Here is a 24,076-nt window from a genome sequence, read left to right as displayed (position 1 = left end):
GGCGGCGCAATTCAGCATTCGCGGTCGGGGAATGGACCATATTGGTCTTAAATTGGGCTTTTCTGGACCTGCGGGGGTAGGTCCAATCAGGGGAGAATAGGCGTCATGAGTCTTCGTTATGCCTTGCTGGCCGGAACCGTAAGCGCTCTGGCGCTGGTCGCCGGCGCCGCCGCCGCACAGGACGCGGGGGAACCCGCCGTCATCGACGATGTGATCGTCACCGGTATTCGCGCCTCGCTGCAGCAATCGCTGCAGACCAAACGCAACGCGGACGCCATCATCGATGTCGTCACCGCCGAAGACGTCGGCAAATTCCCCAGCTCGAACGTGGCGGAAGCTATCACCATCATTCCGGGCGTCACCATCGACCGCGCCTTCGGCCAGGGTGAGAAGGTTTCGATCCTGGGCACCGACCCGGCCCTGAACCGCACCCTGCTGAACGGCCAGACGGTCGCTTCGGCGGACTGGTTCATCCTCGATCAGCCGGGACGGACTTTCAACTATGCCTTGCTGGCGCCGCAGATCGTCGGCCGGGTCGAGGTCTTCAAGTCGTCGGAAGCCCGCATCGACGAAGGCAGCATCGGCGGCACGGTCGACGTCCTGACCCGCCGTCCGCTGGACCTGGGCAACGGCCTGACCCTCTCGGGCGCCGCGACCTGGCTTTACAATGACCGGTCCGAAGAGTCCGATCCCCAGTATTCGCTGCTGGCCGGTTGGCGGAACGAGGACCGCAACTTCGGCGTCCTGGTCTCCTATCAGCACGCCAAGGACGGCCTGCGCCGCGACGGTCTGGAAGCCTACGGCACCATCCCGGCCAACTACTACGCCGGCGGCAACCCGGAGAACCCGGGCGCCAACTCCATCACCAACGGCAACTGCGCCGGGACCTGCGCCTCGACCCTGCTGGCCAATCCGAACGCCCGCGGTCTGAACTCGTTCGGCACCCACTTCTTCGAGCAGGACCGTGAGCGCGACAGCTATACCGTCGCCCTGCAATGGCGACCGGTCGAGCAACTGGACCTGAATTTCGACTGGCTGCACGTCGAGGCGACCTACAACAACACCAACCAGTCGCTGTTCGCCTTCCAGGGCAACACCTGGAACAGCCTGGGCGCGCTCACCGACATCCAGATCGAGGACGGCGTCATCAAATACGCCGCCTTCAAGAACGCGCTGAGCGTGCTGGACGTCCAGTACCGCGAGGCCGCCCTGACGACGGACTCCTATCACCTGGACGGCAAGTGGCAGGGCGAGGGCTGGGATCTGTCCGGCGACATCGGCTACAGCAAGGCCGACGGCGGCACCCAGCGCCAGCTGTTTGGAGAGTTCCTGAACTGGGCCGATTACAGCGTTGATTTCCGGGGCGCGCCGGGTTCGCCGGGCGTCCTGACCTATACCAATCCGGCCAACAACGACGTGCTGTCCAACGCCTCGAAATTCTCGTTCGACGGCGGCTGGGGCGCGGGCGATCCGTCCGTCGGCCCGACCGGCTACAACGCCGGCTGGGGCGGCAACATCGTTTCCAAGCCGACCACGGACAAGGAGACCTACGGCCAGGTCGATTTCGGTCTGGACCGCGACGGCTTCTTCGACCGCCTGCAGTTCGGCTACAAATACCGCAAGCACGAAACCGACCAGCGCATGTCGGGCGTGACGGTCCAGATCTTCGGCGCGCCGGACAGCGCGGCGATGTTCAACCCGCGCCAGGTGCCGGGCAACTATCTGGACGGCTTCGACGGCGTGAACGGCCAGATGACCGGCCGCTTCCGCATCGATGGCAGCGCCCTGGCGGACTACATCCAGTCCGGCGGCTACCTGCGTCCGTGGCAGGCCGCGCCGACGCCGACCGTGTTCGGCAACGCCGAGTTCACGGCCCAGAACTGGAACGTCCAGGAGACGATCCACGCCGTCTACGGTCAGGCGAACTTCGAAAACGACTTGGTGCGGGGCAACATCGGCCTGCGCTACGTCCGGACGGAATCGGACAGTGGCGGCTACATCTGCGTCAACCAGACGGCCACCGGCTGCGGCACGACCGCCGCCGACTGGGCCTGGAGCGTGACGACCAAGGAGTACGACGACTTCCTGCCCAGCCTGAACCTGGTGTTCACCGTCTCGGACGATCTGCTCATCCGTGCGACGGCGTCCAGGGTCATCGCCCGTCCGAACTACGCCGACATGTCCAACTACTTCTGGCTGTCGGACCAGATCCTGAACGGCGGCGGCGGCAATCCGGACCTGGATCCGTACGAGTCGACCAACCTGAACGTCGCGGCCGAATGGTATTTCGGCGAGAACGCCATCCTGTCGGGTGAAGTCTTCGTCAAGGACATCTCCAACTACATCCTGCAGAAAACCGCGCCTGAGCAGCACTTCAACCAGGCCCAGAACGCCGTCACCACCTACCAGATCAGCCGTCCGACCAATGCCGGCTCGGCCGAACTGAAGGGGCTGTCGCTCGCCTATCAGCAGAACTACGCCTACGGCTTCGGCCTGCTGGCCAACTACACCCTGGTCGACGGCGAGGCGGACAACGGCCAGGATCTGCCGTTCAACTCCAAGCACCAGGTCAATCTCAGCCCCTTCTATGAGAACGGCGCCTTCTCGGCCCGTGTGACCTACACGTGGCGGTCGCGGTACTTCACCGGCCTGGACCGCGGCGACGCCATGTATGTGCGTGACGTCGACACCCTGGACGCCACGGCGGGCTATGCCTTCAATGACCGCGTCAGCCTGACCGTGTCCGGCCAGAACCTGCTCGACAGCGAGTACTACGCCTACGCCAATACGGTGGACCTGCCGCGCGGCGTCTATCGTACGGGCCGCAAGCTGATGGCGACGCTGGCGATCGAGTTCTAGGACCCGGTTTTGCGAGGGCGATGATCCGTCGTCCTCGCAAAAGCCTGTCGCCAAGGTCTCCTCCTGAGGCCAGACTGGCGCGGGGCGTCCCACGTCCCGCGCGCCCTTTCTCCAGCTGCGAGACTGCGATGACCCTGATCGCGCGATCGGCGACGGCGTTCGCCCTGATCTGCACTCTGGCGGCGGCGGCGCCGGCATTGGCGCAGACGACGACGGGCTCGATCATTCCCAGGCCCCAGTCAGTGACGGCGATACCCGGCGCATTCCGGATCACCGCGGGAACGGCGATCCTGACGCCGCGTGGCGACGCCGAGGCCGCCCGGGCGGCGGCGCATTTCGCGGAACTCATGCAGCGCACGCGTGGCCTGACCCTGACGGTGCGCGAAGGCGAGGCCGCGCCCGGCACCGTCGTCTTCCGCCATGACGCCGGATCGACCGCTGACGCCTATCGCCTGGACGTGACTCCGCAGGGCGCGGTGATCACCGCCGGCGACTTCGGCGGCCTTCTGTATGGCGCGGTCAGCCTGTGGCAGCTGGCTACCGCCGAGGCGGGGCAGGGGGCGGTGGCCATTCCCGCCGTCGCCATCCAGGACGCCCCTCGCTTCGGCTGGCGCGGCGTCATGCTGGATTCCGCCCGCCACTATCAGTCGCCGGAGTTCATCAAGGAATTCATCGACTGGATGGCGTTGCACAAGCTCAACGTCTTCCACTGGCACCTGACCGACGACCAGGCCTGGCGGCTGGAGATCAGACGCTATCCCAGGCTGACCGAGGTCGGCGGCTGGCGCGTCCATGCGGGCGCGGCGGCGCAGAAGGACATCGACCCGGCCACTGGCCGCCCGCGCCTCTACGGCGGCGTCTACACCCAGGATCAGGTACGCGACATCGTCGCCTATGCGGCGGCCCGTAACATCGTAGTGGTGCCCGAGATCGACGTGCCCGGCCATGCCAGCGCGGCGGTCGCCGCCTATCCCGAGCTGGGTGTGACCGACGTCCCCGGCGGCTCCGTACCGGTCGTGCCCGCTGACTGGGGCGTCTATCCGACCCTGTTCAACGTCGAGGAGCCGACGCTGGTCTTCCTCGAGAACGTGATGGACGAGGTCGTCGATCTGTTCCCCGGCGAGTACGTCCACATCGGCGGCGACGAGGCGGTCAAGGATCAGTGGAAGGCCTCGGCCCGCGTTCAGGAGCGGATGCGGGAACTCGGGCTGACGGACGAGGAGAAGCTGCAGAGCTGGTTCGTCGCCCGTCTGGAAAAGCGACTGAACGACCACGGCCGGCGCATGATCGGCTGGGACGAAATCCTCGAGGGCGGCATCAATCCGAACGCCAGCGTCATGTCCTGGCGCGGCGTCGAGGGCGCCATCGAGGCGGCGCGCCTGGGCCATGACACGGTGATGTCTCCAGCGCCGGTCCTCTATCTGGACAACCGCCAGAGCGCCGACGACGGGGCGCCGGGCCGCGGCTTCACCTCGTCCCTGCGCGACGTCTATTCCTTTGATCCGACACCGGACGAACTGACCCCGGAGCAGGCGCGCCGCGTCCTCGGGGTGCAGGCCAACCTGTTCACCGAACATATGCGCGATGAGGAGCGGGTCGAATACCAGGCCTTCCCGCGTCTATCGGCCCTGGCCGAAATGGCCTGGACCCCGCATGAACGGCTGGACTTCGCCGACTTCCGCGCGCGGCTGGATCCGCAGCTGGCGCGCTATCGCACGCTCGGCATCGACTATGCGACCAGCGGCCTGACCGAGGTCGCCGCCGTTCCGCCCGCCGACGGCCAGCGCCGCTACGACCATCAGATGAAGCTGTGCAGTGCGGCCCTGCCGCTGTCGCTGATCGATGACGCCCCGCTGGAGGGCGAGCGCGCGGCCCTGCTGATGGACATCCTCAATCCCTGCTGGATCTATCAGTCGGCGGACCTCCGCCATGTCGTGCGCTTCGAGGCCGCCGTCGGCCAGGTTCCCTTCAACTTCCAGATCGGCGCTGACCGCGACAAGATCCACCTGGGGACCCCGCGCACGCCGGAGGGCGAGCTGGAGGTCCGCATCGACGGCTGCGAGGGCGAACCCGCGCTGATCATTCCCCTGGCCTCGGCCGCCGGGAACGACGGGATCACCACGCTCTCCGGACTCCTGCCCGTTCGCTCGGGCGCGCACGACCTGTGCCTGCGCTTCACGCAGAAAGACTTGGATCCGATGTGGGGCGTCGACTGGGTGCGCCTGTCCGATCCGACCAAGCCCGAGGACGAATGATGACGCCGGAACTGATCGTCCACGCGCCGATCGACGGCTGGGTCTGTTCACTGGACGAGGTCCCGGACACCGCCTTCGCCGCGCGCATGGTCGGCGAGGGACTGGCCATCGACCCGACCGGCCTGACGGTCCGCGCGCCCTTCGACGGCGTAGTCTCGAGCCTGGCCCGCACCGGCCACGCCGTCAGCGTGCGTTCGGACGACGGGCCGGAAATCCTGATCCATCTGGGACTGGAGACGGTCTCTCTGAACGGCGCGGGCTTCACCGCCCATGTCGCGGAGGGCGCGCGGGTGCGCACCGGCGATCTCCTGCTGTCGCTGGACATGGACGTCGTGGTGGGAGGCGCGAAGAGCCTGATCTCGCCGGTTCTGCTGGCTAATGAGGGCGAGGTCCGCCTGTTGCCCCTGAACCGTCTCGTGATGGCGGGTGAGCCGATCATGGCGGTGCGTCCAGCGGCCGCCTTCGGTGCGATGGCGGGCGACGAACAGGCGGCGCTGACCCGAGCGGTGCGTGCGCCGCTGCCGCATGGCCTGCACGCCCGCCCGGCCTCGCTCATCGCCGCCGCCGCCAAGGGTTTCGATGCCCGGGTCCGGCTGATCCTGGGCGACCGCAGCGCTGACGCCGCCAGCCTGACGGCCATGATGACCCTGGGGCTCAAGGATGGCGACGACCTGATCCTGAGCGCCAGCGGTCCGCAGGCCGAGGCGGCGCTGGAGGCGATCGCCACCCTGATCCTGTCCGGTCTGGGTGAGGGCGGCGAGAGCGCGCCTGTCGTCCACGCCGCCGAAACGCCTGAGGCTCCAGCCGGTCCGGCCGCGGGCGAGGACGGCGAACTGATCTTCTCGGGCGTCATGGCGGCGCCGGGTCTGGCGATCGGCCGCGCCGTGCGTCTGCGTCAGGCCGAGATTGAAACGCCGGAACAGGGGCGCGGCGTCGAACTGGAGCAGGCCGCCCTGCAACAGGCGCTGAGCGCGGTGCGTGGCCGCATCGAGGCTTCTGTGGCCGGCGGCGGTGCGCATCGTCGCGCCATTCTGGCGGCCCATCTGGCCTTCCTTGATGACCCCGGCCTGATCGCCGCGGCGCAGGAGGCCATCGACGCGGGCGCCGGCGCCGGTTTCGCCTGGCGCAAGGCGACGCAGGGCGGGGTGGCGCTGTTCCGGTCGCTGGGCGACGCCCGCACGGCTGAGCGCGCCGACGATCTGATGGATCTGGAACGTCAGGTCCTGATCGAACTGTCGGGCGAGGCCGCGCCGGCGCCGGTGGTGCTGGGGACCGGATCGGTCATCCTGGCCGACGACCTGCTGCCGTCTCAACTGATCGCGCTGGACGCGGTCAAGGTGGCGGGGCTGTGCACCGCCCGCGGCGGACCGACCTCGCACGTCGCCATCCTGGCCGCGGCCATGGGCGTGCCCGCCCTGGTCGCCGTGGGACCTGGTCTGGACCGGGTCGCGGACGGCGCCCTGGTGGTGCTGGACGCCGACGGCCGGCGACTGGTCGCCAACCCCTCCGCCGCCCGTCAGGCGCGCGCCCAGAGCGGGGCCGCCGCCCGCGACCGCCGGCGGGCCGAGGCGCACGCCCTGGCCTCCGAAGACTGCCGCACCGCCGACGGCGTCCGTATCGAAGTCTTCGCCAATCTGGGCGCCGTGACCGAGGCCGCGCCCGCCGTGGCCGGGGGCGCCGAGGGTTGCGGCCTGCTGCGGACCGAATTCCTCTTCCTCGAACGCCAGAGCGCCCCGACGGAAGACGAGCAACTGGTCCAGTATCAGGCCATCGCCGACGCCTTGGACGGACGACCGCTGGTCATCCGCACCCTCGATGCGGGGGGCGACAAGCCCATGCCCTATCTGCCCATGCCGCAGGAGGACAATCCGGCTCTGGGCCTGCGGGGCGTCCGGGCGGGCTTGCACCGGCCCGACCTGCTGCTGACCCAGCTGCGCGCCGTCTGCCGGGTGCGCTCGGCCGGAACGGTCGCCGTCATGCTGCCGATGATCGCTTCTGCGTCCGAGGTGCGTCAGGTCCGTGCCCTGCTGGATATCGCCGCGAACGAGACCGGCGGTCAGACGCCGCTGCTGGGGGTGATGATCGAGACGCCGGCGGCGGCCATGACCGCTGACCTGCTGGCGCCCCACATCGACTTCGTCTCGGTCGGCACCAATGACCTGACCCAGTACGCCTTGGCCATGGATCGCCAGAACGCCCATCTGGCGGCCCAGCTCGACAGCCTGCACCCGGCGGTCCTGCGCTTGATCGCGCAGACCGCGGCGGGGGCCGCAGACACCCGCTGGATCGGCGTCTGCGGCGGACTGGCCTCCGATGTTCTGGCCGCGCCCATCCTGATCGGGCTCGGCGTCACCGAGCTGTCGGCCACGCCGTCGATGGTGGCCGAGATCAAGGCCGTGGTGCGGTCCATGACCTTGGCCGACTGCCGCGCATTGGCGGCCCAGGCGCTGACGCTGGACAACGCCGAGGCCGTGCGCGCCCTGGCCGACGAGCGTCTGGCGGCCCTGCTCAAATCCCATGTCGTCGGAGCGGTCGCATGAAGATCGGACTGTCCAGCCTGCAGCCGCTCGGCCGGGCCCTGATGCTGCCCATCGCCGTCCTGCCGGTCGCGGGTCTGCTGCTGCGTCTGGGCCAGCCGGACCTCATGGACATCGCCTTCATCTCGGCGGCGGGGCAGGCGATCTTCGCCAATCTGGGTCTGCTGTTCGCGGTCGGCGTGGCCGTCGGCCTGGCCAAGGACAACAACGGCGCCGCCGGCCTGGCGGGCGTGGTCTGCTTCCTGATCTCGGTCGAGGCGTCCAAGGTCCTGCTGAGCGTGCCGCCCGAAGCGGTCGCGGGTCTCACCGGCGACGCCGTCGATGCGGCGTCAAAGGTCTTCAAGGACCAGGCCTTGTCGCGGCTGGGCGTACCCATCGGCATTGTCGCCGGCCTGATCGCCGGGGCCTGCTACAACCGCTTCTCGACGTTCAAATTGCCGGACTATCTGGGCTTCTTCGCCGGTCGCCGCTTCGTGCCCATCGTCGCGGGCGTGGCCGGCCTGGTGGTGGCCGCCGCCGTCGGGCTGACCTTCGCGGGCATCGACCACGCCATCGACGTCTTCAGCCGCGCCGTGGTCGGGTCAGGCGAGATCGGCCTGTTCGTCTACGGCTTCCTGAACCGGCTGCTGATCGTCACCGGCCTTCACCACATCCTGAACAACGTCGCCTGGTTCATCGTCGGCGACTACAACGGGGCGACCGGCGACCTGAACCGCTTCTTCGCTGGCGACCCGAGCGCGGGCGTCTTCATGAGCGGCTTCTTCCCCGTCATGATGTTCGGCCTGCCCGCCGCCTGCCTGGCCATGTACCACGCCGCCCGCCCGGACCGACGAAAGGAGGTCGGGGGCATGCTGTTCTCCCTGGCGCTGACCGCCTTCCTGACCGGGGTGACCGAGCCGATCGAGTTCACCTTCATGTTCCTGGCGCCGGTCCTCTACGCCATCCACGCGGTGCTGACCGGGGTGTCGATGGTGGCGATGGACCTGTTGGGATCGCGGCTGGGCTTCACCTTCTCGGCGGGCCTGTTCGACTATGTGCTGAACTATGGCCGCGCGACGCGGCCCTGGATGCTGCTGCCGGTCGGACTGGTCTACGGCGGCCTCTATTACGGCCTGTTCCGGGGCGCCATTTCGATCTTCAACCTGAAGACGCCCGGACGGGAGGACGAGCCCGTCGCGGCTGCGCCGATCTCGGATGTGGCGGGCAGTCGGGCCGAGCGCTTCGTCGCGGCCCTGGGCGGCGCGGGCAATCTGACCTCCGTCGCCGCCTGCACCACCCGCCTGCGGCTGCATATCCGGTCGCGCGAGGCGGTGGACGAGGCGGCGCTGAAGCGGCTGGGCGCGCGCGGCGTCATCGCGCCGGCCCCGGACCAGCTTCAGGTCGTGCTGGGGCCGATCGCCGACGCCGTTGCGGACGAGATCAAGGCGGTCATTGGCGCAGGGGATGCTCCACGTCCGCAGGACCCGCGTACCGCCGTCGCGGAAGGAACGCCGGACCTGGCGCCGGACGTCCTGGCGGCCCTGGGCGGTGCCGGCAATGTCGAGAGCGTCCAGCGCAAGGCGGGGCGCCTTTGCGTTCGCCTGAACCAGGCCGATATTGATCCGGCGCGGTTGACCGCCCTTCTGCCCCGCGGCTTCGTTCGCACCGGTTCCGATACCCTCCAGATCCTGCTCGCGCCCGACTGAGAACGGGCGGGTCAGCGCCCGAGCAGCGGTCCCAGGAGCTGGAAGCCCGCGAGCGCCAGGATCAGCACCCCGATCAGCCAGGCGAATGGCCGCACCGGAAGGATGCGGGAGATGAAGGCGGCCAGGGGCGAGGCGATGACGCCGCCGACGATCAGACCCGCGACCGAGGTCCCATACTGCTTTAGCCCGTCGACCTCCTCCCAGTGGCCCGTGACCAGGGCGACGATGAAGGTGGTCGAGACGGCCGCCGCGACGACGGCCTCAGCGGCGTTGCCGGTGCCGACGGCCTGACGCGGCGGTTCCCCGACGCTCACCAGGGTGGTCGTCACCGTCGGACCCCAGCCTCCGCCGCCCAGCGCATCGAGAAAGCCGCCCACCACGCCGAGCGGGGCGGCGCCCTTGATCGGCGCATGTCGGAGCCGGATCTCGCGGGTGGCGCGGACGAGGATGATCACCCCCATCAGCGCCAGCCACCCCAGCACCCAGGGCTTGATCAGGGCGCCGTCGATGGAGGTCAGGAAGACGCCGCCGATCACGCCGCCGATCACGCCGCCGACGGCGAGGGGCCAGAACAGCGACCAGCGGACGTTGCCGTGGGCGAGGTGGGACAGGCCGGACGCGGTTCCGGTGAACACCTTGGCTGCGTGGACGCTGGCCGAGGCGACGGCCGGCGGCGTGCCCAGGCTGAGCAGCAGGGTCGAGGAGATGACCCCGAACGCCATGCCCAGCGCCCCATCGACGATCTGGGCGGCGAAGCCGACGGCGGCGAACAGCAGGAACTCTTCCATCAGCCGGGCGCCCGATCCGGGTTCAGCCAGTTCGGGACGGGCAGGCCCCGCGCCGACAGATACTCCACATTGAACAGCCGGGAGGCGTAGCGGATGCCGGGGTCGCACAGCAGGGTGACGATGGTCTTCCCGGGGCCGAGCTCCCGGGCCAGCCGCACGGCGCCGACCAGGTTGACGCCGCTCGATCCCCCCAGGGAGAGGCCCTCTTCCTGGATCAGGTCGAAGAGGATCGGCAGGAATTCCGCGTCCTCGATCCGGAAGGCGTGATCCGGCGTGAAGCCTTCGAGGTTTCCGGTGATCCGGCCCACCCCGATGCCCTCGGTGATCGAGGAGCCTTCTGACTTCATCTCGCCGCGGGTGAACCAGCTGTAGAGCGAGGCCCCGGCCGGGTCGGCGAGGGCGGTCTGTATCGACGGATTGCGTTCCTTCAGGAAGCTCCCGATCCCCGCCAGGGTGCCGCCGGACCCGACGACGCTGACGAAGCCGTCAACGCGGCCCTGGGTCTGCTCCCAGACCTCCGGTCCGGTCCCTTCGTAGTGGGACAGGCGGTTGGACAGGTTATCGAACTGGTTGGCCCAGAAGGCGCCGTTCGCAAGTTCGGCGTCGAGTTCTCGCGCCAGGCGGGCTGAATGGTGGACGAAATGGCTGGGGCTCGAGAAGGGCGCCGCGTCCACCTCGACCAGCCGGGCTCCGAGCGCCCGCAGCGCCAGCTTCTTCTCTTCCGACTGGGTGCGGGGCATGACGACCACGACCGGGTGGCCGAGGGCGGCGCCCACCAGGCTCAGACCGATCCCGGTGTTGCCGGCGGTGCCTTCCACGATGGTTCCGCCCGGACGCAGTTCGCCCGACGCCCGGGCGCGCTGGACGATCGACAGGGCGGCGCGGTCCTTGATCGACTGGCCAGGGTTCATGAACTCCGCCTTGCCCAGGATTTCGCACCCCGTCGCATCCGACAGGCGGTTCAGTCGAAGAAGGGGAGTCTGACCGATCAGGTCGATCACGGAACGTCGGAGCGTCAAGGCGATATCTCTGGAAACGGGAGGAGGCGGGGAAATCAGCCGACCGGGAGCGCGCGGCGACCCAGATGTATACCGCATTCGGTCTTTGCGGCTCCGGCCCAGCGGCCGAGACGACCGTCCTCGCCGGCCTCGACGGCTTGGGTGCAGGGCCAACAGCCGATCGACCGGTAGCCGTGGGCGCTGAGCGGATGCCTCGGCAGGTCCTGGGCGTCGAGCCACGCCGCGAGCCGCTCCTCCGACCAGTCGTGCAGCGGGTTGACCCGGATGCGGCCTTCGAACAGCTCGAAGGGGCGCAGGCCCCGCCGATCCGGGGTCTGAAACGCCTTGCGGCCGGTGATCAGGATGTCGACGCCGGCCAGCGCCCGCTCCAGCGGGGCCACCTTGCGCAGGTCGCAGCAGGCGTCGGGATCGGCGCGCCACAGGTCGTCGCGGGGATCGCGGTCGGCGCGCTCGCCCGCGTCGGGCGTCACCAGCCGGACATCGGTCAGGCCGAGGCGCTCCGACAGGGCCTTTCGGTAGGCCAGGGTCTGGAGGAAATGCATCCCGGTATCGAGGAAGATCACAGGGATCGACAGGTCGATCCGCGCGACCAGCGACAGCAGCACTCCGGCCTCGGCGCCGAACGACGACAGGACGGCGGGCTTCAACCCGAGGGACGGGGCCAACGCCGCCTGAAGAACGTGTTCGGCGCCGCCCTTGCGCGTTGCGCGGTCGAGTGTCCCGACAAGAGCTTCGAGGTCCTGCGATGCGGGTTTCCGGCGTCGCCAGATCGGGACCGCGCTGTCTTCCACGGGCTGGTAGGTCGCGCTGAACGCGGCGTCCATCCGCCTCCAGGCGTCGAGGTCCGCGCCGGGCCCCAGGACCACGCCGTCGAAGCCGGAGCGGCGCAGGTGACGGGCCTGGTCGGGAATGACGCGGCCTTCCGCGATCAACCGCCCGCGATAGCCGCGCTCACGCAGGACCGCGGCCAGGGAGAAGCCTCGCCCATCGCGAAAGGCGTCGAATTCCAGGATGAGGACTTCGGCGTCCCGCGCCGCCGCCTCGACTTGTTCAAGGGGCGTCGTCACGGGCAGCCGCACGCCCTCGGGAGCTGTATCAAGCCACTGCATCGAGCGTTCCATAGATGGCGTCGCGGAACGGATCGGCGCCCAGGCGGCGAACGGCGTCCAGGAAGGTCTCGCCCTCGCGGCGGACCTCGAGATAGCGGTCCAGAGCCCGCTTGAGCGCCGGCGCGACGTCGTCGGCGGCCAGGCTGCGGCCGACGATTTCGCCCAGCGCGGCCTGCTCATCCGCCGAACCGCCGACGGTGATCTGGTAGTACTCCTCGCCCTTCCGATCGACGCCCAGCACGCCGATGTGGCCGACGTGGTGGTGGCCGCAGGCGTTGATGCAGCCGCTCATATTGACCCGGACCGGCCCCAGCCGTTCCTGGTAGTCGAGATCGGCGAGCTGTTCGGACAGGGCCTGGGCGACAGGGATCGACCGGGCGTTGGCCAGGCTGCAGTAGTCCAGGCCGGGGCAGGCGATGATGTCCGTCACCAGGTCCGCGTTCGGAGTCGCCAGTCCGGCGCCGGTCAGCCGCCGCCAGATTTCCGGCGTGTCGTCCAGGCGGACATGGGGCAGGACCAGGTTCTGCTCATAGGCGGCGCGCACCTCGTCGAAGGAGAAGCGTTCGGCGAGGTCCGCGACCAGATCCATCTGGTCGGCGGTGATGTCGCCTGGAACGCCGCCCTGCGGTTTCAGCGAGACGATAAGGGTCGCATAGCCCGGCTTCCGGTGGCGCCGGATGTTGTTGCGCGCGAAACGGGCGAAGTCGGGATCCGCCAGGCTCGCCCGGTCGAAGGCTCCGCTGGTCCTCGGCAGGTCTGCGAACGGCGGCGGCGCGAAATAGGCGCGGATGCGGGCGACCTCTTCTTCCGGCACCCGCAGATCCTCGCGGCGCAGGGTGGCGAAATGCCGCTCGACCTCCTCGCGGAAGGTGTCGATGCCGAGGGAGGCCACCAGGATCTTGATCCGCGCCTTGTGGATGTTGTCGCGGCGGCCCAGCAGGTTCCAGGCGCGGAGAATGGCCGTGAGATAGGCCAGCAGGTCCCGGCCCGGCACCGCCGGCGCGATCTCTTGCGCGATATGCGGGATCCGGCCCTGGCCGCCGCCCACGAACACCCGGAAGGCCGCCTGTCCGTCCTCGCCCCGGATCAGCTGAAGGCCGACGTCGTGAGTGCGCATGGCGGCCCGATCCTTCGGGGCCGCGATCACCGCGATCTTGAACTTGCGCGGCAGGAACGAGAATTCGGGATGGATGGTCGACCACTGGCGCAGAATCTCGCACCACGGGCGGGGATCCTCGATCTCGTCGTCCGCGCAGCCGGCGAAGACGTCGGTGGTCACGTTGCGGATGCAGTTCCCCGAAGTCTGGATGGCGTGCATCTCGACCTCGGCCAGCTCCGACAGGATCGCAGGAATGTCGCTGAGCGCCGGCCAGTTGTACTGGATGTTGGTGCGGGTCGTGAAATGGCCGTAGCCCTTGTCATAGACCCGCGCGATGCGGGCCAGGCGACGCAGCTGGCCGCTGTTCATCGTCCCGTATGGCACCGCGACGCGCAGCATGTAGGCGTGCAGCTGCAGGTAGACGCCGTTCATCAGGCGCAGGGGCTTGAACTCGTCCTCGGTCAGACCTCCCGAGACCCGGCGCGAGACCTGGTCCCGGAACTCTTCGATCCGTTCGCGAACAATGGCGGTGTCGAATTCGTCGTAGCGGTACATCAGAGCTGCTCCAGACTGTGGCCCACGGTGGGACCCTTCGAGCGGATCAGCTCCTTGAACCGGTCGCGGCCTGAGGGGCGACCGTCATCGACTTCGACCAGATAGGGATTGACGTAGATCGCGGGCTGGAGCGCCGCCTGCGACAGGGCGAGGTCGGCGGCTTCGCCGTCGAACCGGCCGGCCTGGTCGAGCGCCCCGACGGGTTCTCCCGACGCATCGGCGTAGATCACCCGCCCGTCGGAGAGGCGGTTGGCGGTCACGATCTTCATGCCGCGACCTCCCGCGCCGTCGCGCCGGAACGTGCCCAGGCTGCGACTTCACCGACGATCAGGAGGGCAGGGCTGACGACTTTCTCGCGGGCCACCAGGCGGGCGAGGTCGTCGAGCCGGCCCGTGACGACGCGCTGATCGGGCCGGGACCCGTTCTCGATCACCGCGACCGGCGTGTCCGGCGCCCGGCCGGCTTGGATCAGGCCGGCCTGCACCGCCGCCGCTCCGGCTACGCCCATATAGACGGCGAGCGTGTGGTTGGGGGTGGCGAGGGCGGTCCAGTCGGGCCCGGCGCCGCCGGGTCGGGTCTCGGCGGTCACGAAGCTGACGGCCTGCGCCTGGTCGCGATGCGTCAGCGGAATGCCCGCGGCCGCCGCGCACCCCAGGGCGGCGGTGATTCCCGGCACGACGACGACCTCGATCCCCGCGGCCCGCACGGCCTCCAGCTCCTCGCCGCCGCGGCCGAATACGAACGGATCGCCACCCTTCAGCCGCACCACGCGGTGCCCGGCTTTCGCTTCAGCGATCATCAGCGCCGCGATCTGTTCCTGCGGCACGGAATGCTCGCCGCGTCTCTTGCCGACGTAGATCCGGCGCGCATCGCGGCGCGCGCGGTCCAGAACAGCGGGCGGCGCCAGACGGTCGTGGATGACGATGTCGGCGTCCTGCAGCGCGCGCAGCGCCTTGAGCGTCAACAACTCGGGATCGCCCGGTCCGGCGCCGACCAGATGCACGACCCCCTGCGGCTGTTCTGGGCGGTTCAGCAGGCGTAGCATCTCGCGGCGCGCCTCAGCGGTCCGGCCGGCCAGCGCCAGGTCCCGGGGCGCGCCGCGGAAGGCGGTCTCCCAGAACCGGCGGCGGGCCATGAAGTCCGGCAGGGTCGCCATCACTGTTTCGCGCAGGCCTTCGGCCAGGCGGGCCAGACGATCCAGGCCCGGGGGCAGGGCCGCTTCGACGCGGGCGCGCACTTCGCGGGCCAGGACCGGCGCCGCACCGCCGGTGGCGATCCCGACCACCACCCCGTCCCGGTCGATCAGGGCGGGGGTGTGGAAGTCGCTCAATCCGGGCTGATCCACGACATTGACCTGGGCGCCGGACGCCCGCGCCAGCTCGGCGAGGGCGCGCGACTGCGCCGGGTCGGCGACGGCGATGAAGATCAGTCTGGCGCCGGACAGGTCCGCCGCCTCCGGCCAGCGCGCGATCCACGCCTCGTCAGGCTCCGCGGTCGGTCCCGCGAACCAGCGCAGCTTCGCCCCGGAGCCGTCAAACAGCCGCGCCTTGGCGGCGGCGGCGTCGCCCGCGCCAATCAGGACGATCGAGGTCCCCGGCAGGGGAATGGAGGCGAGGAATACGCGCATCGGATCATTTCACGGCTCTCTGACGGCCGAGCTTCCACCCCAGCCCTAGGTCCGGCGGTGATGCGCAACAAACGAGATTGTCTTTGTCGATCTATTAGGTTTTCTATCAGTGATGGCCCGAACCCTGTTACCCCTGAACGCCCTGCGCGTCTTCGAAAGCGCCGCCCGGCACCTGAGCTTCTCGCGCGCGGCTGAGGAGCTGGCGGTCACCCCCGGCGCCGTCAGCCAGCAGATCCGGCAGCTCGAGGAGATCATTCGCGCTCCGCTGTTCAAGCGCGAAGCCAAGGGATTGCAACTGACCGATCTGGGCCGCTCGTCGGCGCCGCTGGTGGCCGAGGGGCTGGACCGGCTGCGCGACGCCTCGGCCCTGATGCGGGAGCCGCCGCGCCGCCGCCAGGTCTCGATCAGCGTCGCGCCTTCGTTCGCCTCCAAATGGCTGATGCCCCGCATGGACGACTTCCACGCGCTTCATCCCGAGATCGAGGTGTGGGTGTCGGCGGATATGGAGCCGGTCGCGTTCGACCAAGGGCAGATCGACCTGGCGATCCGCTACGGCCCTGGAGATTACCCGGGCCACGTGGCCGAACGGCTGCTGATCGAGAGCGTCCTTCCGGTCTGCGCGCCGTCGCTGATGCAGCGGCCGAACGCGATCCGGACGCCGGCGGACCTGGCCCACCATGTGCTGCTGCACGACATGTCGGGCGACGGGGATCCCGGCCGGCCGGACTGGCCGATGTGGCTGATGGCGCGCGGGGTTCGCCACGGCGACGCGCGGCGGGGCTCCCGGTTCAACCAATCCGCCATGCTGATCGAGGCGGCGGTCGCGGGCCGTGGCGTCGCCCTGGCCAAGCGCACCCTGGCCCAGGCGGACCTGGCGGCCGGACGCCTGATCGCGCCTTTCCACGACGGCGGCGCTGTCGTCGGCTTCGCCTATCACGTGGTGCATCCGAAGGATCGGCCGTTGTCCCCGAGCGCCAAGGCCTTCACGGATTGGCTGAAGAAGCAGGCGGCGTTCCACGACACCGGCCTGGATCAGCTCTAGGGCGGTCGCAGTTTTTCTGCCCGATGGCGGCAGAAGAAGTCGTTCGCGCTGCGGCGGCGCAGTCTCCTATGGGCGAGGTCCCGCCTGAAGGATCGCCATGACCGAAACCCTTGCGCCCGTCCGTCCCGCCGCCCAGGCCTCCGCCTGGCACGAGCCCCGCATCCTGTGGACGCGGCGCTGGACCGACCGGTTGTTCAGCTTCGCCGTCGAGCGGCCCGAGAGTTTCCGGTTCCGCTCGGGCGAGTTCGCCATGCTGGGGCTCCCGGCAGAAGACGGCGCGGGCAAGCCGACGCTCCGGGCCTATTCGATCGCCAGTCCGGGCTGGTCGGACGAGCTTGAGTTCTTCTCCATCCAGGTTCCGGACGGCCCGCTGACGTCGCGGCTCGGCCGGCTGGCCGCTGGAGATGGCGTCCTGCTGGGCAAGAAGCCCACGGGCACCCTGGTGCTGGACGCCCTGACCCCCGGTCGGCGACTGTTCCTGATCGCCAGCGGGACCGGACTGGCCCCCTGGTTGAGCGTACTGCGCGATCCGGAGACCTGGGCGCGGTTCGACCAGGTCGTCGTGACCCACACCGTCCGGCAGGTGCAGGACCTGGCCTATCGGACCTTCCTGACACGCGATGTCTTCGAAGATCCTCTGATCGGCGACCTCGCCCTGGGACGGCTGCTCTACTACCCCACCGTCACGCGCGAACCGTTCGATCGGCCAGGACGGATCACCCGTCGGATCGAGGACGGCGCCCTGTTCTCCGATCTGGATCTCGGCTCCGGATTCGACCCCGCGACCGACCGCGCGATGCTGTGCGGATCGACGACCATGATCCGCGACGTGGCGACCCTGCTGGAGCGGGCGGGTTTCACGGAAGGTTCGAACGCGGCCCCCGGCGACTATGTCTTGGAGCGGGCCTTCGTCGGGTGACCTGTAAGAAAATCTATCGACTTCACCCAGATCAAATCGTTCGACCTGAGCCGCGCGGGTGGAGTTTGGGTAGGGCATCCACGAGGCTTCCATGACCCTTGCCGCACCACTCGTCCGTCCTTCCAACACGCCGACCGCGCCCGTGGCGCCGATCGGGCGGCTGTCGCCCCACCTGCGGCGTCTGGAAGCGGAAGCCATCGAGATCTTCCGGGAGGTCGCCGCCACCGCGCGCAATCCGGTGATGCTGTATTCGATCGGAAAGGACTCCGGCGTGCTGCTGCACCTCGCCGCCAAGGCCTTCTATCCGGCTCCGCCGCCGTTCCCGCTGCTCCACGTCGATACGACCTGGAAGTTCCGCGACATGATCCGGCATCGCGATACGGTCGCCGAAACCTACGGCGCCCGCCTGATCGTCCACATCAACCAGGACGGCGTGAAGCGCGGCGTCAGTCCCGTCGCCTCGGGCTCGTCGCTGCACACTCAGGTCATGAAGACCGACGCCCTCAAGCAGGCGCTGGACCAGCACGGCTTCGACGTGGCCTTCGGCGGCGCCCGGCGCGACGAGGAGAAGAGTCGCGCCAAGGAACGCATCTTCTCGGTGCGCGGCCCCGACCACACCTGGGATCCGCGTCGTCAGAAACCCGAGCTTTGGAAGCTGTGGAACTCAGCCCTCCAGCCCGGCGAATCCCTGCGGGTCTTCCCCCTGTCGAACTGGACCGAGCTCGACGTCTGGGAATACACGCGGATCGAGGCCATCCCGGTCGTGCCGCTCTATTTTTCCGCCCTACGGCCGGTCGTCGAGCGCGACGGCGCGCTGATCGTGCGCGACGATGAACGCCTGCCGTTGCGGGCCGGCGAGGTTCCGCGCCTGCGCCGCGTGCGCTTCCGTTCGCTCGGCTGCTACCCGCTCTCGGCGGCTGTCGAGTCGGACGCCGACGATATCGATTCCGTCATCGCGGAACTGCGGTCCAGCCGCGCCTCCGAGCGTCAGGGCCGGCTGATCGACGCGGACGAGACCGCCTCGATGGAGCGCAAGAAGCGCGAGGGCTATTTCTGATGGACGGTGAAATCGTGCCCCTGTCCGGGACCGTTCCCGATCCCGCGGCCCGCGACCATCTGCGGTTCCTGACCTGCGGCTCGGTCGATGATGGCAAGTCCACCCTGATCGGCCGCCTGCTGCATGACACCGGCCAGGTCGCGGACGACCAGCTCGCCGCGCTTGAGCGCGACAGCCGCCGCTTCGGCACGGCGGGCGACGCCCTGGATTTCGCACTGCTGCTGGACGGCCTTGAGGCGGAACGCGAACAGGGCATCACCATCGACGTGGCCCACCGCTATTTCTCGACGGCGCGCCGCAACTTCATCGTCGCCGACACCCCCGGTCATGAGCAGTACACCCGCAACATGGCGACTGGCGCGTCCGGCTGCGACGCGGCCGTCATTCTGGTCGATGCGACCCGGGGCGTCACGGCCCAGACCGAGCGCCACAGCCGCATCGTCTCCCTGTTCGGAATCCGGCACGTCATCCTGGCGGTGAACAAGATCGATCTGGTCGACTACGACCGCTCGGTTTTCGAAGCCATCGCCTCCGACTACGCCGCCTTCGCGGCGGGCCTGGCCTTCCGGTCGGTCGCCGCCGTGCCGATCAGCGCGCGGCAGGGCGACAATGTCGTCCGGCGCTCGCCTGAACTGTCGTGGTTCGACGGGCCGACGCTGATCGAGACGCTTGAAGGTCTGCCGGTCGAGGACAACCGCGTGTCGCGGCCGCTCCGCTTCCTGGTGCAGTACGTCAATCGCCCCGACCACACCTTCCGCGGCTATGCGGGAACGGTGGCCTCCGGGCGGGTCCGCGCCGGCGACCAGATCGTGGTCAGTCCGTCAGGCAAGACGGCGACCGTGGCGCGCATCGTGACCTGGGAAGGCGACCGGACCTCTGCCGAGGCCGGGGACGCGGTGACCGTGGTGCTGAAGGAAGAGGTCGACGTGGCCCGCGGCGATGTCCTGGCGCTGCCGCACGCTCGGCCGACCTCGGTGGACCGGTTCTCGGCCAGCCTGCTGTGGATGGGCGACCGGCCCTTTGCGTCCGATCGCGCCTACAGGATCCGCATCGGAGGCCGGATCTCGCCGGTCAAGGTCGTGCTGGCCGAGGCCGAAGCGGGCGACAATGCGGGGCTGAACCTGAACGAGATCGCCGCCGCGGAACTGACGCTGTCGTCGCCGATCGCTTTCGATCCGTTTGCGGACGATCCCGCCATGGGGGCCTTCGTCCTGATCGACCGGGAGACCGGCGCCGTCGCGGCGGCCGGGGTGGCCCGGGTCGCGCTGGGCCAGGCCGGACACATCTATCCCACCGCCGAGGCCGTCTCGCGGCGCGACCGGTCGCGGCTGAACGGCCACGAAGGCGGCGCGATCTGGCTGACCGGGCTGCCCGGCTCGGGCAAGTCGACCATCGCCACGGCCCTGGAGCGCAAGCTGCATGGGCGGGGCATACGGACGGTCCTGCTGGACGGAGACAATCTGCGCCACGGCCTGAACCGGGATCTCGGCTTCTCACCGGAGGATCGAGCCGAGAACGTCCGCCGCGCCGGGGAGGTGGCGCGCCTGTTCGCCGAGGGCGGCGTCATCAGTCTGTGCGCCTTCGTTTCGCCCAGCATCACCGCGCGCCGGGCCGTTCGTGACCGTCTGCCCACGAACGGTTTCCTCGAAATCTTCGTCGACGCGCCTCTGGACGCTTGCCGCGCGCGCGACCCCAAGGGCCTGTATGCCCGGGCCGACGCGGGCGTTATCGTCGACCTGACCGGCGTCGGCTCGTCCTACGAACCGCCGTCCGATCCGGACCTGGTCGTCGACACACTCGCGCTCACACCCGAAGCGGCCGCCGACCGGATCCTGGGGCTGCTCGAAGATCGCCGGTGGATCCCGACCGCCTGACGCCTGCGGCTTTTCAGCCGGATCGCAGGGTGGTGTGCACCGGCACGCCGTTCTTGATCGCCAGCGTCACCGGGGTGCGTTCGGCCACGTCAGCGAGGCGCGCGCGCTGGGCGTCGTCCAGCGGACCGGCGGGAACCAGTATCCGCTCGATGCGCGGCGGGGTCTCGCCGCCCAGATATTCCAGACGGACGTCCAGTCCCTCCAGCGGCCAGCCCTTCTTCTCGGCATACATGGTCAGGGTAATGGCGGTGCAAGCGCCGAGCGCCGAGACCAGCAGGTCGAACGGGGCGGGACCGGCGTCCGCGCCGCCCAGACGGTCGGGCTCGTCGGCGGTCAGGGCGTGCTTCAGGTCGCCGCCTGTCCTGATCGAGGTCAGGTAGCGGGCGGTTCCGATACGGGCGTGGGCGATGGCCATGGGACGGTTCCGATCAGGACATGGGGTTGGCGGGAGGCGCCGGTTCGGGCGGCAGGGGGATGAACTCCTGGTCGTCCATGTCGGGCAGCTTCATCCGTCCGGCGCGCCAGTCGGCCTTGGCCTGTTCGATACGGTCCTTGGACGACGAGACGAAATTCCAGTCGATGAAGCGTTCGCCGACCGGCTCGCCTCCCAGCACCATGACGGTCGAGGGTTCCAGCGCGCAGAGAACCGAGGCCACGCCCTTCTCCAGCACCGCCATCTGGCCATGGCCGAGCGGGCGGCCGTCATCCACCTCGATCAGGCCCGAGACGACATAGACGGCGCTTTCGGAATGGTCGGTCGGGGTCTGGAAGCGCGCGCCGGGCTCCAGCTCAAGATGCAGATAGTGCAGGGGCGAGAAGGTGCTGACTCCGGCCTTCATGCCCATGGTCTCGCCTGCCGCCAAGCGACCCTTGACCCCATTCTCGCGCCAGGTCGGCAGGTCCGCGGTGGGCACGTGCTGGAACGAGGGGTCGATCTCTTCCTGACCGTCGGGCAGGGCGACCCAGGCCTGGATGCCTTCCAGCAGGGCGCCTTCGCGGCGGGCGCGCTCGAAGCGTTCGGAGTGGGTCACGCCGCTGCCGGCGGTCATCCAGTTGACCTCGGCCGGACGGATGTCCTGCTGGACGCCCAGGCTGTCGCGGTGGGTGATCTCGCCGGAGAAGAGGTAGGTCAGGGTCGAGATGCCGATGTGAGGGTGGGGGCGCACGTCCACAGTCTTGGGCACGCCGGCGGGCATGTCGACCGGACCCATATGGTCGAAGAAGACGAAGGGGCCGACCGCGCGGCGCTTCGCATAGGGCAGGACGCGGCCCACCTCGAACCCGCCGAGATCCTTGCGGCGCTGGTCGATTATCATCTCAATCATCGGAGACCCTTCTCTGTTGGGACGGTGCGGCCCGGTCCGAAGCCGGGCCAAGGGTGGGATCAGGCGATGGCGGGAATGGCCCCGAAGCGGCCGCTGTTGAAGTCCGTGATCGCCTGGCGGATTTCCTGCTCGCTGTTCATCACGAACGGGCCGTAGCCGACGATGGGTTCATCGATCGGCTCGCCGGTCAGGACCAGCAGAACGGTGTCCGCGTCGGCGCTCAGGGTGACGCTGTCGCCCTTGCGATCCAGCAGCAGGGCCTCGGCGGCGCCGGTCGGCTGGTCGCCGTTGACCGTGACGTGACCCGACAGGACCACGACGATGGCGGTATGGCCTTCCGGCAGTTCCAGCGTCGTCTCGGCGTCCCGGTTCAGCCTCACGTCCCAGACATTGATGGGGGTGAAGGTGCTGGCCGGGCCTTTGGCCGCGTCCATGGCGCCGGCGATGATCCGGGCCGTGCCCGCGCCCTCAGGCAGGGCGACGGTCGGAATGTCGGCGTTCAGGATCGACTGGTAGCCGGGCCGGGTCATCTTGTCCCTGGCCGGCAGGTTGACCCACAACTGCACCATGCGGAACGGCCCGCCCGTCCGCGCGAAGGCGGGCGAGTGGAACTCCTCGTGCAGGATGCCGCCGCCCGCCGTCATCCACTGCACGTCGCCGGGGCCGATGACGCCGCCCTGACCCGTGGAGTCGCGGTGCTCGACCTCGCCGTCATAGACGATGGTCACGGTCTCGAAGCCGCGGTGGGGATGTTGGCCGACGCCGCGCCGTTGGTCGGTCGGCTCGAAATTATGAGGACCGGCGTAGTCGAGCAGCAGGAAGGGGCTGACCTGCTTGCCCGCGGCGTCATAGGAAAACAGTGAGCGCACGGGAAAGCCGTCGCCGACCCAGTGGCCGCGGTCGTTGCCGTATCGTCCCAGAACCTTCTTCATGACGTGTCTCCTTTGGAGCGATCGGACCGGGCCGACCGCGTTGAGACCGATATGATCCGGGAACGCCGACCGCGATAGATTGCGAAATCGCGTCGAAGCGTCCTATCAATAGAACGATGCGAGACCTCAACGACCTCTATTACTTCGTCCAGGTGGTGGACCACGGCGGCTTCGCCCCGGCAGCGCGGGCCTTGGGAATGCAGAAGTCCAAGCTGAGCCGGCGCATCGCCGCGCTGGAGGACCAGCTGGGGGCGCGGCTGATCCACCGCTCATCCCGCAAATTCTCGGTCACCGAGATCGGTCAGGCCTATTATCAGCACTGCCTGGCCATGCTGGTTGAGGCCGAGGCGGCCCAGGCGGTGATCGACAACGTCACGGCGCAGCCGCGCGGGGTGATCCGCGTAGCGTGCGTGCCGGGGCTGCTGACCTATCAGATGGGCGCACTGATCGCCGGCTTCATGGCCCTCTATCCCGAGGTCGAGGTGCATCTGCACAGCACCAGCCGTCGGGTGGACGTCATCGGCGAGGGCTTCGACCTGGCCATCCGCGTGCGCGAGCCGCCGCTGGAGGTGACGGACCTGGTCATGCGCAAGCTGGATGAGAGCGTGCACCGTCTGGTGGCCTCGCCCACACTGATGGCGCGGTTCCCGCCGCCGTCCGGTCCGGCGGACCTAGCCGACTGGCCCAGTCTGGACTTCGGTCCGGCCAATCGCGATCACACCTGGGCCCTGCACCACAGGGACGGAATGACCGCCTCTGTGCGCCACGCGCCGCGTCTGGTGACGGACGACCTGCACATGCTGCACGAGGGCGCCTTGCAGGGGTTGGGCGTCGTCCTGCTGCCGACTGTCACCGTGGGGCGGGACCTGGAGGAAGGGCGGTTGATCGACCTCTTCCCCGACTGGCGGCCCAAGCGCTGGATCGTCCACGCGGTCTTCCCCTCGCGGCGGGGTCTGTTGCCGTCGGTGCGCCTGCTGTTGGACTTCCTCGCCGAGGGGTGCGCCGCCCAGCGCCTCCACGACGAAGGTCTTCCTTAGCGGCGCCACACCTCGCGGCCTTCCTTGTAGGTCGTCTGCGCCCGCCAACAGGTTGCGGGCGGCTGGACGGGGGAAGGATCAGGGTCATGGACGCCTCGTTCCCTCCAGTAGCCAGCGATCAGATTGACGTGACTGGTCCTGAAGACGGACTGTTCTCCAAAGTGGTCTGACGCGCACCTGAACACTGTGGAGGCTGCCGCGGGGCGCCGGTTCCTTTCGGTTTCACGCAACAACCGTGGCGGTTGCGGATTGTGTTGGCGAATATCGGGCGTGGCGGAGAGAGAGATGAACCAGGACCCTGTTGATCCGCGGCGGACATCCGCGTGGCGCCCAGCCCTGGCGGGCGCGCTGATGGGG

At 69.0% G+C, this 24,076-nt stretch carries 18 protein-coding genes; 9 read left to right on the top strand and 9 right to left on the bottom strand.

Going from position 1 to position 24,076, the window contains the following annotated elements:
- Positions 1 to 105: 105 nt before the first annotated feature.
- From AC3WRV_RS11025 to nagE, 4 genes are all read left to right on the top strand, one after another.
- The gene (locus AC3WRV_RS11025) at positions 106 to 2,859 is read left to right on the top strand and encodes a TonB-dependent receptor (RefSeq protein WP_492313273.1); all 2,754 of its coding nucleotides are present in this window, start codon (positions 106 to 108) and stop codon (positions 2,857 to 2,859) included.
- A 128-nt stretch (positions 2,860 to 2,987) separates the two neighbouring features.
- Complete coding sequence (locus tag AC3WRV_RS11020; RefSeq protein ID WP_492313272.1) at positions 2,988 to 5,114, top strand: family 20 glycosylhydrolase; 2,127 nt, start codon at positions 2,988 to 2,990, stop codon at positions 5,112 to 5,114.
- On the top strand, positions 5,114 to 7,654 hold the full coding sequence (gene ptsP, locus AC3WRV_RS11015; protein WP_492313271.1) for a phosphoenolpyruvate--protein phosphotransferase: 2,541 nt from the start codon (positions 5,114 to 5,116) through the stop codon (positions 7,652 to 7,654). The genes AC3WRV_RS11020 and ptsP overlap by 1 nt, the downstream gene beginning before the upstream one ends.
- Positions 7,651 to 9,336, top strand: coding sequence for an N-acetylglucosamine-specific PTS transporter subunit IIBC (gene nagE, locus AC3WRV_RS11010; RefSeq protein ID WP_492313270.1), 1,686 nt, complete (start codon positions 7,651 to 7,653; stop codon positions 9,334 to 9,336). The genes ptsP and nagE overlap by 4 nt, the downstream gene beginning before the upstream one ends.
- 11 nt (positions 9,337 to 9,347) lie before the next feature.
- On the opposite strand, the gene AC3WRV_RS11005 is transcribed toward nagE, so the two are convergent.
- From AC3WRV_RS11005 to cysG, 6 genes are read right to left on the bottom strand one after another with little or no spacing between them, the layout of a single operon-like run.
- Positions 9,348 to 10,124 (bottom strand): sulfite exporter TauE/SafE family protein, encoded by a 777-nt coding sequence (locus AC3WRV_RS11005; protein ID WP_492313269.1) that lies wholly within the window; start codon positions 10,122 to 10,124, stop codon positions 9,348 to 9,350.
- Positions 10,124 to 11,143 (bottom strand): cysteine synthase A, encoded by a 1,020-nt coding sequence (locus AC3WRV_RS11000; RefSeq protein ID WP_492313268.1) that lies wholly within the window; start codon positions 11,141 to 11,143, stop codon positions 10,124 to 10,126. Before AC3WRV_RS11000 ends, AC3WRV_RS11005 begins: the two co-directional genes overlap by 1 nt.
- Positions 11,144 to 11,178: 35 nt before the next feature.
- Positions 11,179 to 12,252: a phosphoadenylyl-sulfate reductase gene (locus AC3WRV_RS10995; RefSeq protein WP_492313267.1), complete on the bottom strand. Its 1,074-nt coding sequence runs from the start codon at positions 12,250 to 12,252 to the stop codon at positions 11,179 to 11,181.
- Complete coding sequence (locus tag AC3WRV_RS10990; protein ID WP_492313266.1) at positions 12,239 to 13,906, bottom strand: nitrite/sulfite reductase; 1,668 nt, start codon at positions 13,904 to 13,906, stop codon at positions 12,239 to 12,241. Before AC3WRV_RS10990 ends, AC3WRV_RS10995 begins: the two co-directional genes overlap by 14 nt.
- Entirely contained in the window at positions 13,906 to 14,175 is a 270-nt protein-coding gene (locus AC3WRV_RS10985) for a DUF2849 domain-containing protein (protein ID WP_492313265.1), read from the bottom strand. Before AC3WRV_RS10985 ends, AC3WRV_RS10990 begins: the two co-directional genes overlap by 1 nt.
- Positions 14,172 to 15,533, bottom strand: coding sequence for a siroheme synthase CysG (gene cysG / locus AC3WRV_RS10980; protein ID WP_492313264.1), 1,362 nt, complete (start codon positions 15,531 to 15,533; stop codon positions 14,172 to 14,174). Before cysG ends, AC3WRV_RS10985 begins: the two co-directional genes overlap by 4 nt.
- Positions 15,534 to 15,645: 112 nt before the next feature.
- Here cysG and gcvA point away from each other — a divergent pair, with 112 nt between their 5' ends.
- The 4 genes from gcvA to cysC all read left to right on the top strand — a co-directional run bounded on the left by gcvA (position 15,646) and on the right by cysC (position 20,425).
- Positions 15,646 to 16,575 (top strand): transcriptional regulator GcvA, encoded by a 930-nt coding sequence (gene gcvA / locus AC3WRV_RS10975; RefSeq protein ID WP_291836575.1) that lies wholly within the window; start codon positions 15,646 to 15,648, stop codon positions 16,573 to 16,575.
- A gap of 97 nt (positions 16,576 to 16,672) precedes the next feature.
- The gene (locus AC3WRV_RS10970; protein ID WP_492313263.1) at positions 16,673 to 17,494 is read left to right on the top strand and encodes a ferredoxin--NADP reductase; all 822 of its coding nucleotides are present in this window, start codon (positions 16,673 to 16,675) and stop codon (positions 17,492 to 17,494) included.
- Between the two features lie 91 nt (positions 17,495 to 17,585).
- Positions 17,586 to 18,551: a sulfate adenylyltransferase subunit CysD gene (cysD, locus tag AC3WRV_RS10965; protein ID WP_492313262.1), complete on the top strand. Its 966-nt coding sequence runs from the start codon at positions 17,586 to 17,588 to the stop codon at positions 18,549 to 18,551.
- Entirely contained in the window at positions 18,551 to 20,425 is a 1,875-nt protein-coding gene (gene cysC, locus AC3WRV_RS10960; RefSeq protein WP_492313261.1) for an adenylyl-sulfate kinase, read from the top strand. Before cysD ends, cysC begins: the two co-directional genes overlap by 1 nt.
- A gap of 13 nt (positions 20,426 to 20,438) precedes the next feature.
- On the opposite strand, the gene AC3WRV_RS10955 is transcribed toward cysC, so the two are convergent.
- Genes AC3WRV_RS10955 through AC3WRV_RS10945 form a run of 3 tightly spaced genes read right to left on the bottom strand, consistent with a single transcriptional unit; the run spans position 20,439 to position 22,682 of the window.
- Positions 20,439 to 20,840 carry an OsmC family protein gene (locus AC3WRV_RS10955; RefSeq protein WP_492313260.1) on the bottom strand — a complete coding sequence of 134 codons (402 nt, stop codon included), beginning with the start codon at positions 20,838 to 20,840 and terminating at the stop codon, positions 20,439 to 20,441.
- Positions 20,841 to 20,853: 13 nt separating this feature from the next.
- The gene (locus AC3WRV_RS10950) at positions 20,854 to 21,750 is read right to left on the bottom strand and encodes a pirin family protein (protein ID WP_492313259.1); all 897 of its coding nucleotides are present in this window, start codon (positions 21,748 to 21,750) and stop codon (positions 20,854 to 20,856) included.
- 59 nt (positions 21,751 to 21,809) lie between these two features.
- The gene (locus tag AC3WRV_RS10945) at positions 21,810 to 22,682 is read right to left on the bottom strand and encodes a pirin family protein (protein WP_492313258.1); all 873 of its coding nucleotides are present in this window, start codon (positions 22,680 to 22,682) and stop codon (positions 21,810 to 21,812) included.
- Between the two features lie 116 nt (positions 22,683 to 22,798).
- Between AC3WRV_RS10945 and AC3WRV_RS10940 the strand changes: the two genes are divergently transcribed.
- The gene (locus AC3WRV_RS10940) at positions 22,799 to 23,719 is read left to right on the top strand and encodes a LysR substrate-binding domain-containing protein (RefSeq protein WP_492313257.1); all 921 of its coding nucleotides are present in this window, start codon (positions 22,799 to 22,801) and stop codon (positions 23,717 to 23,719) included.
- Positions 23,720 to 24,076: the final 357 nt, after the last annotated feature.

The sequence above is a fragment of the Brevundimonas sp. EU05-FHT14B11 genome (assembly GCF_058790835.1).
The sequence above is the reverse complement of the archived record's forward strand: the minus strand, read 5'-3'. Positions and strand labels throughout refer to the sequence as shown.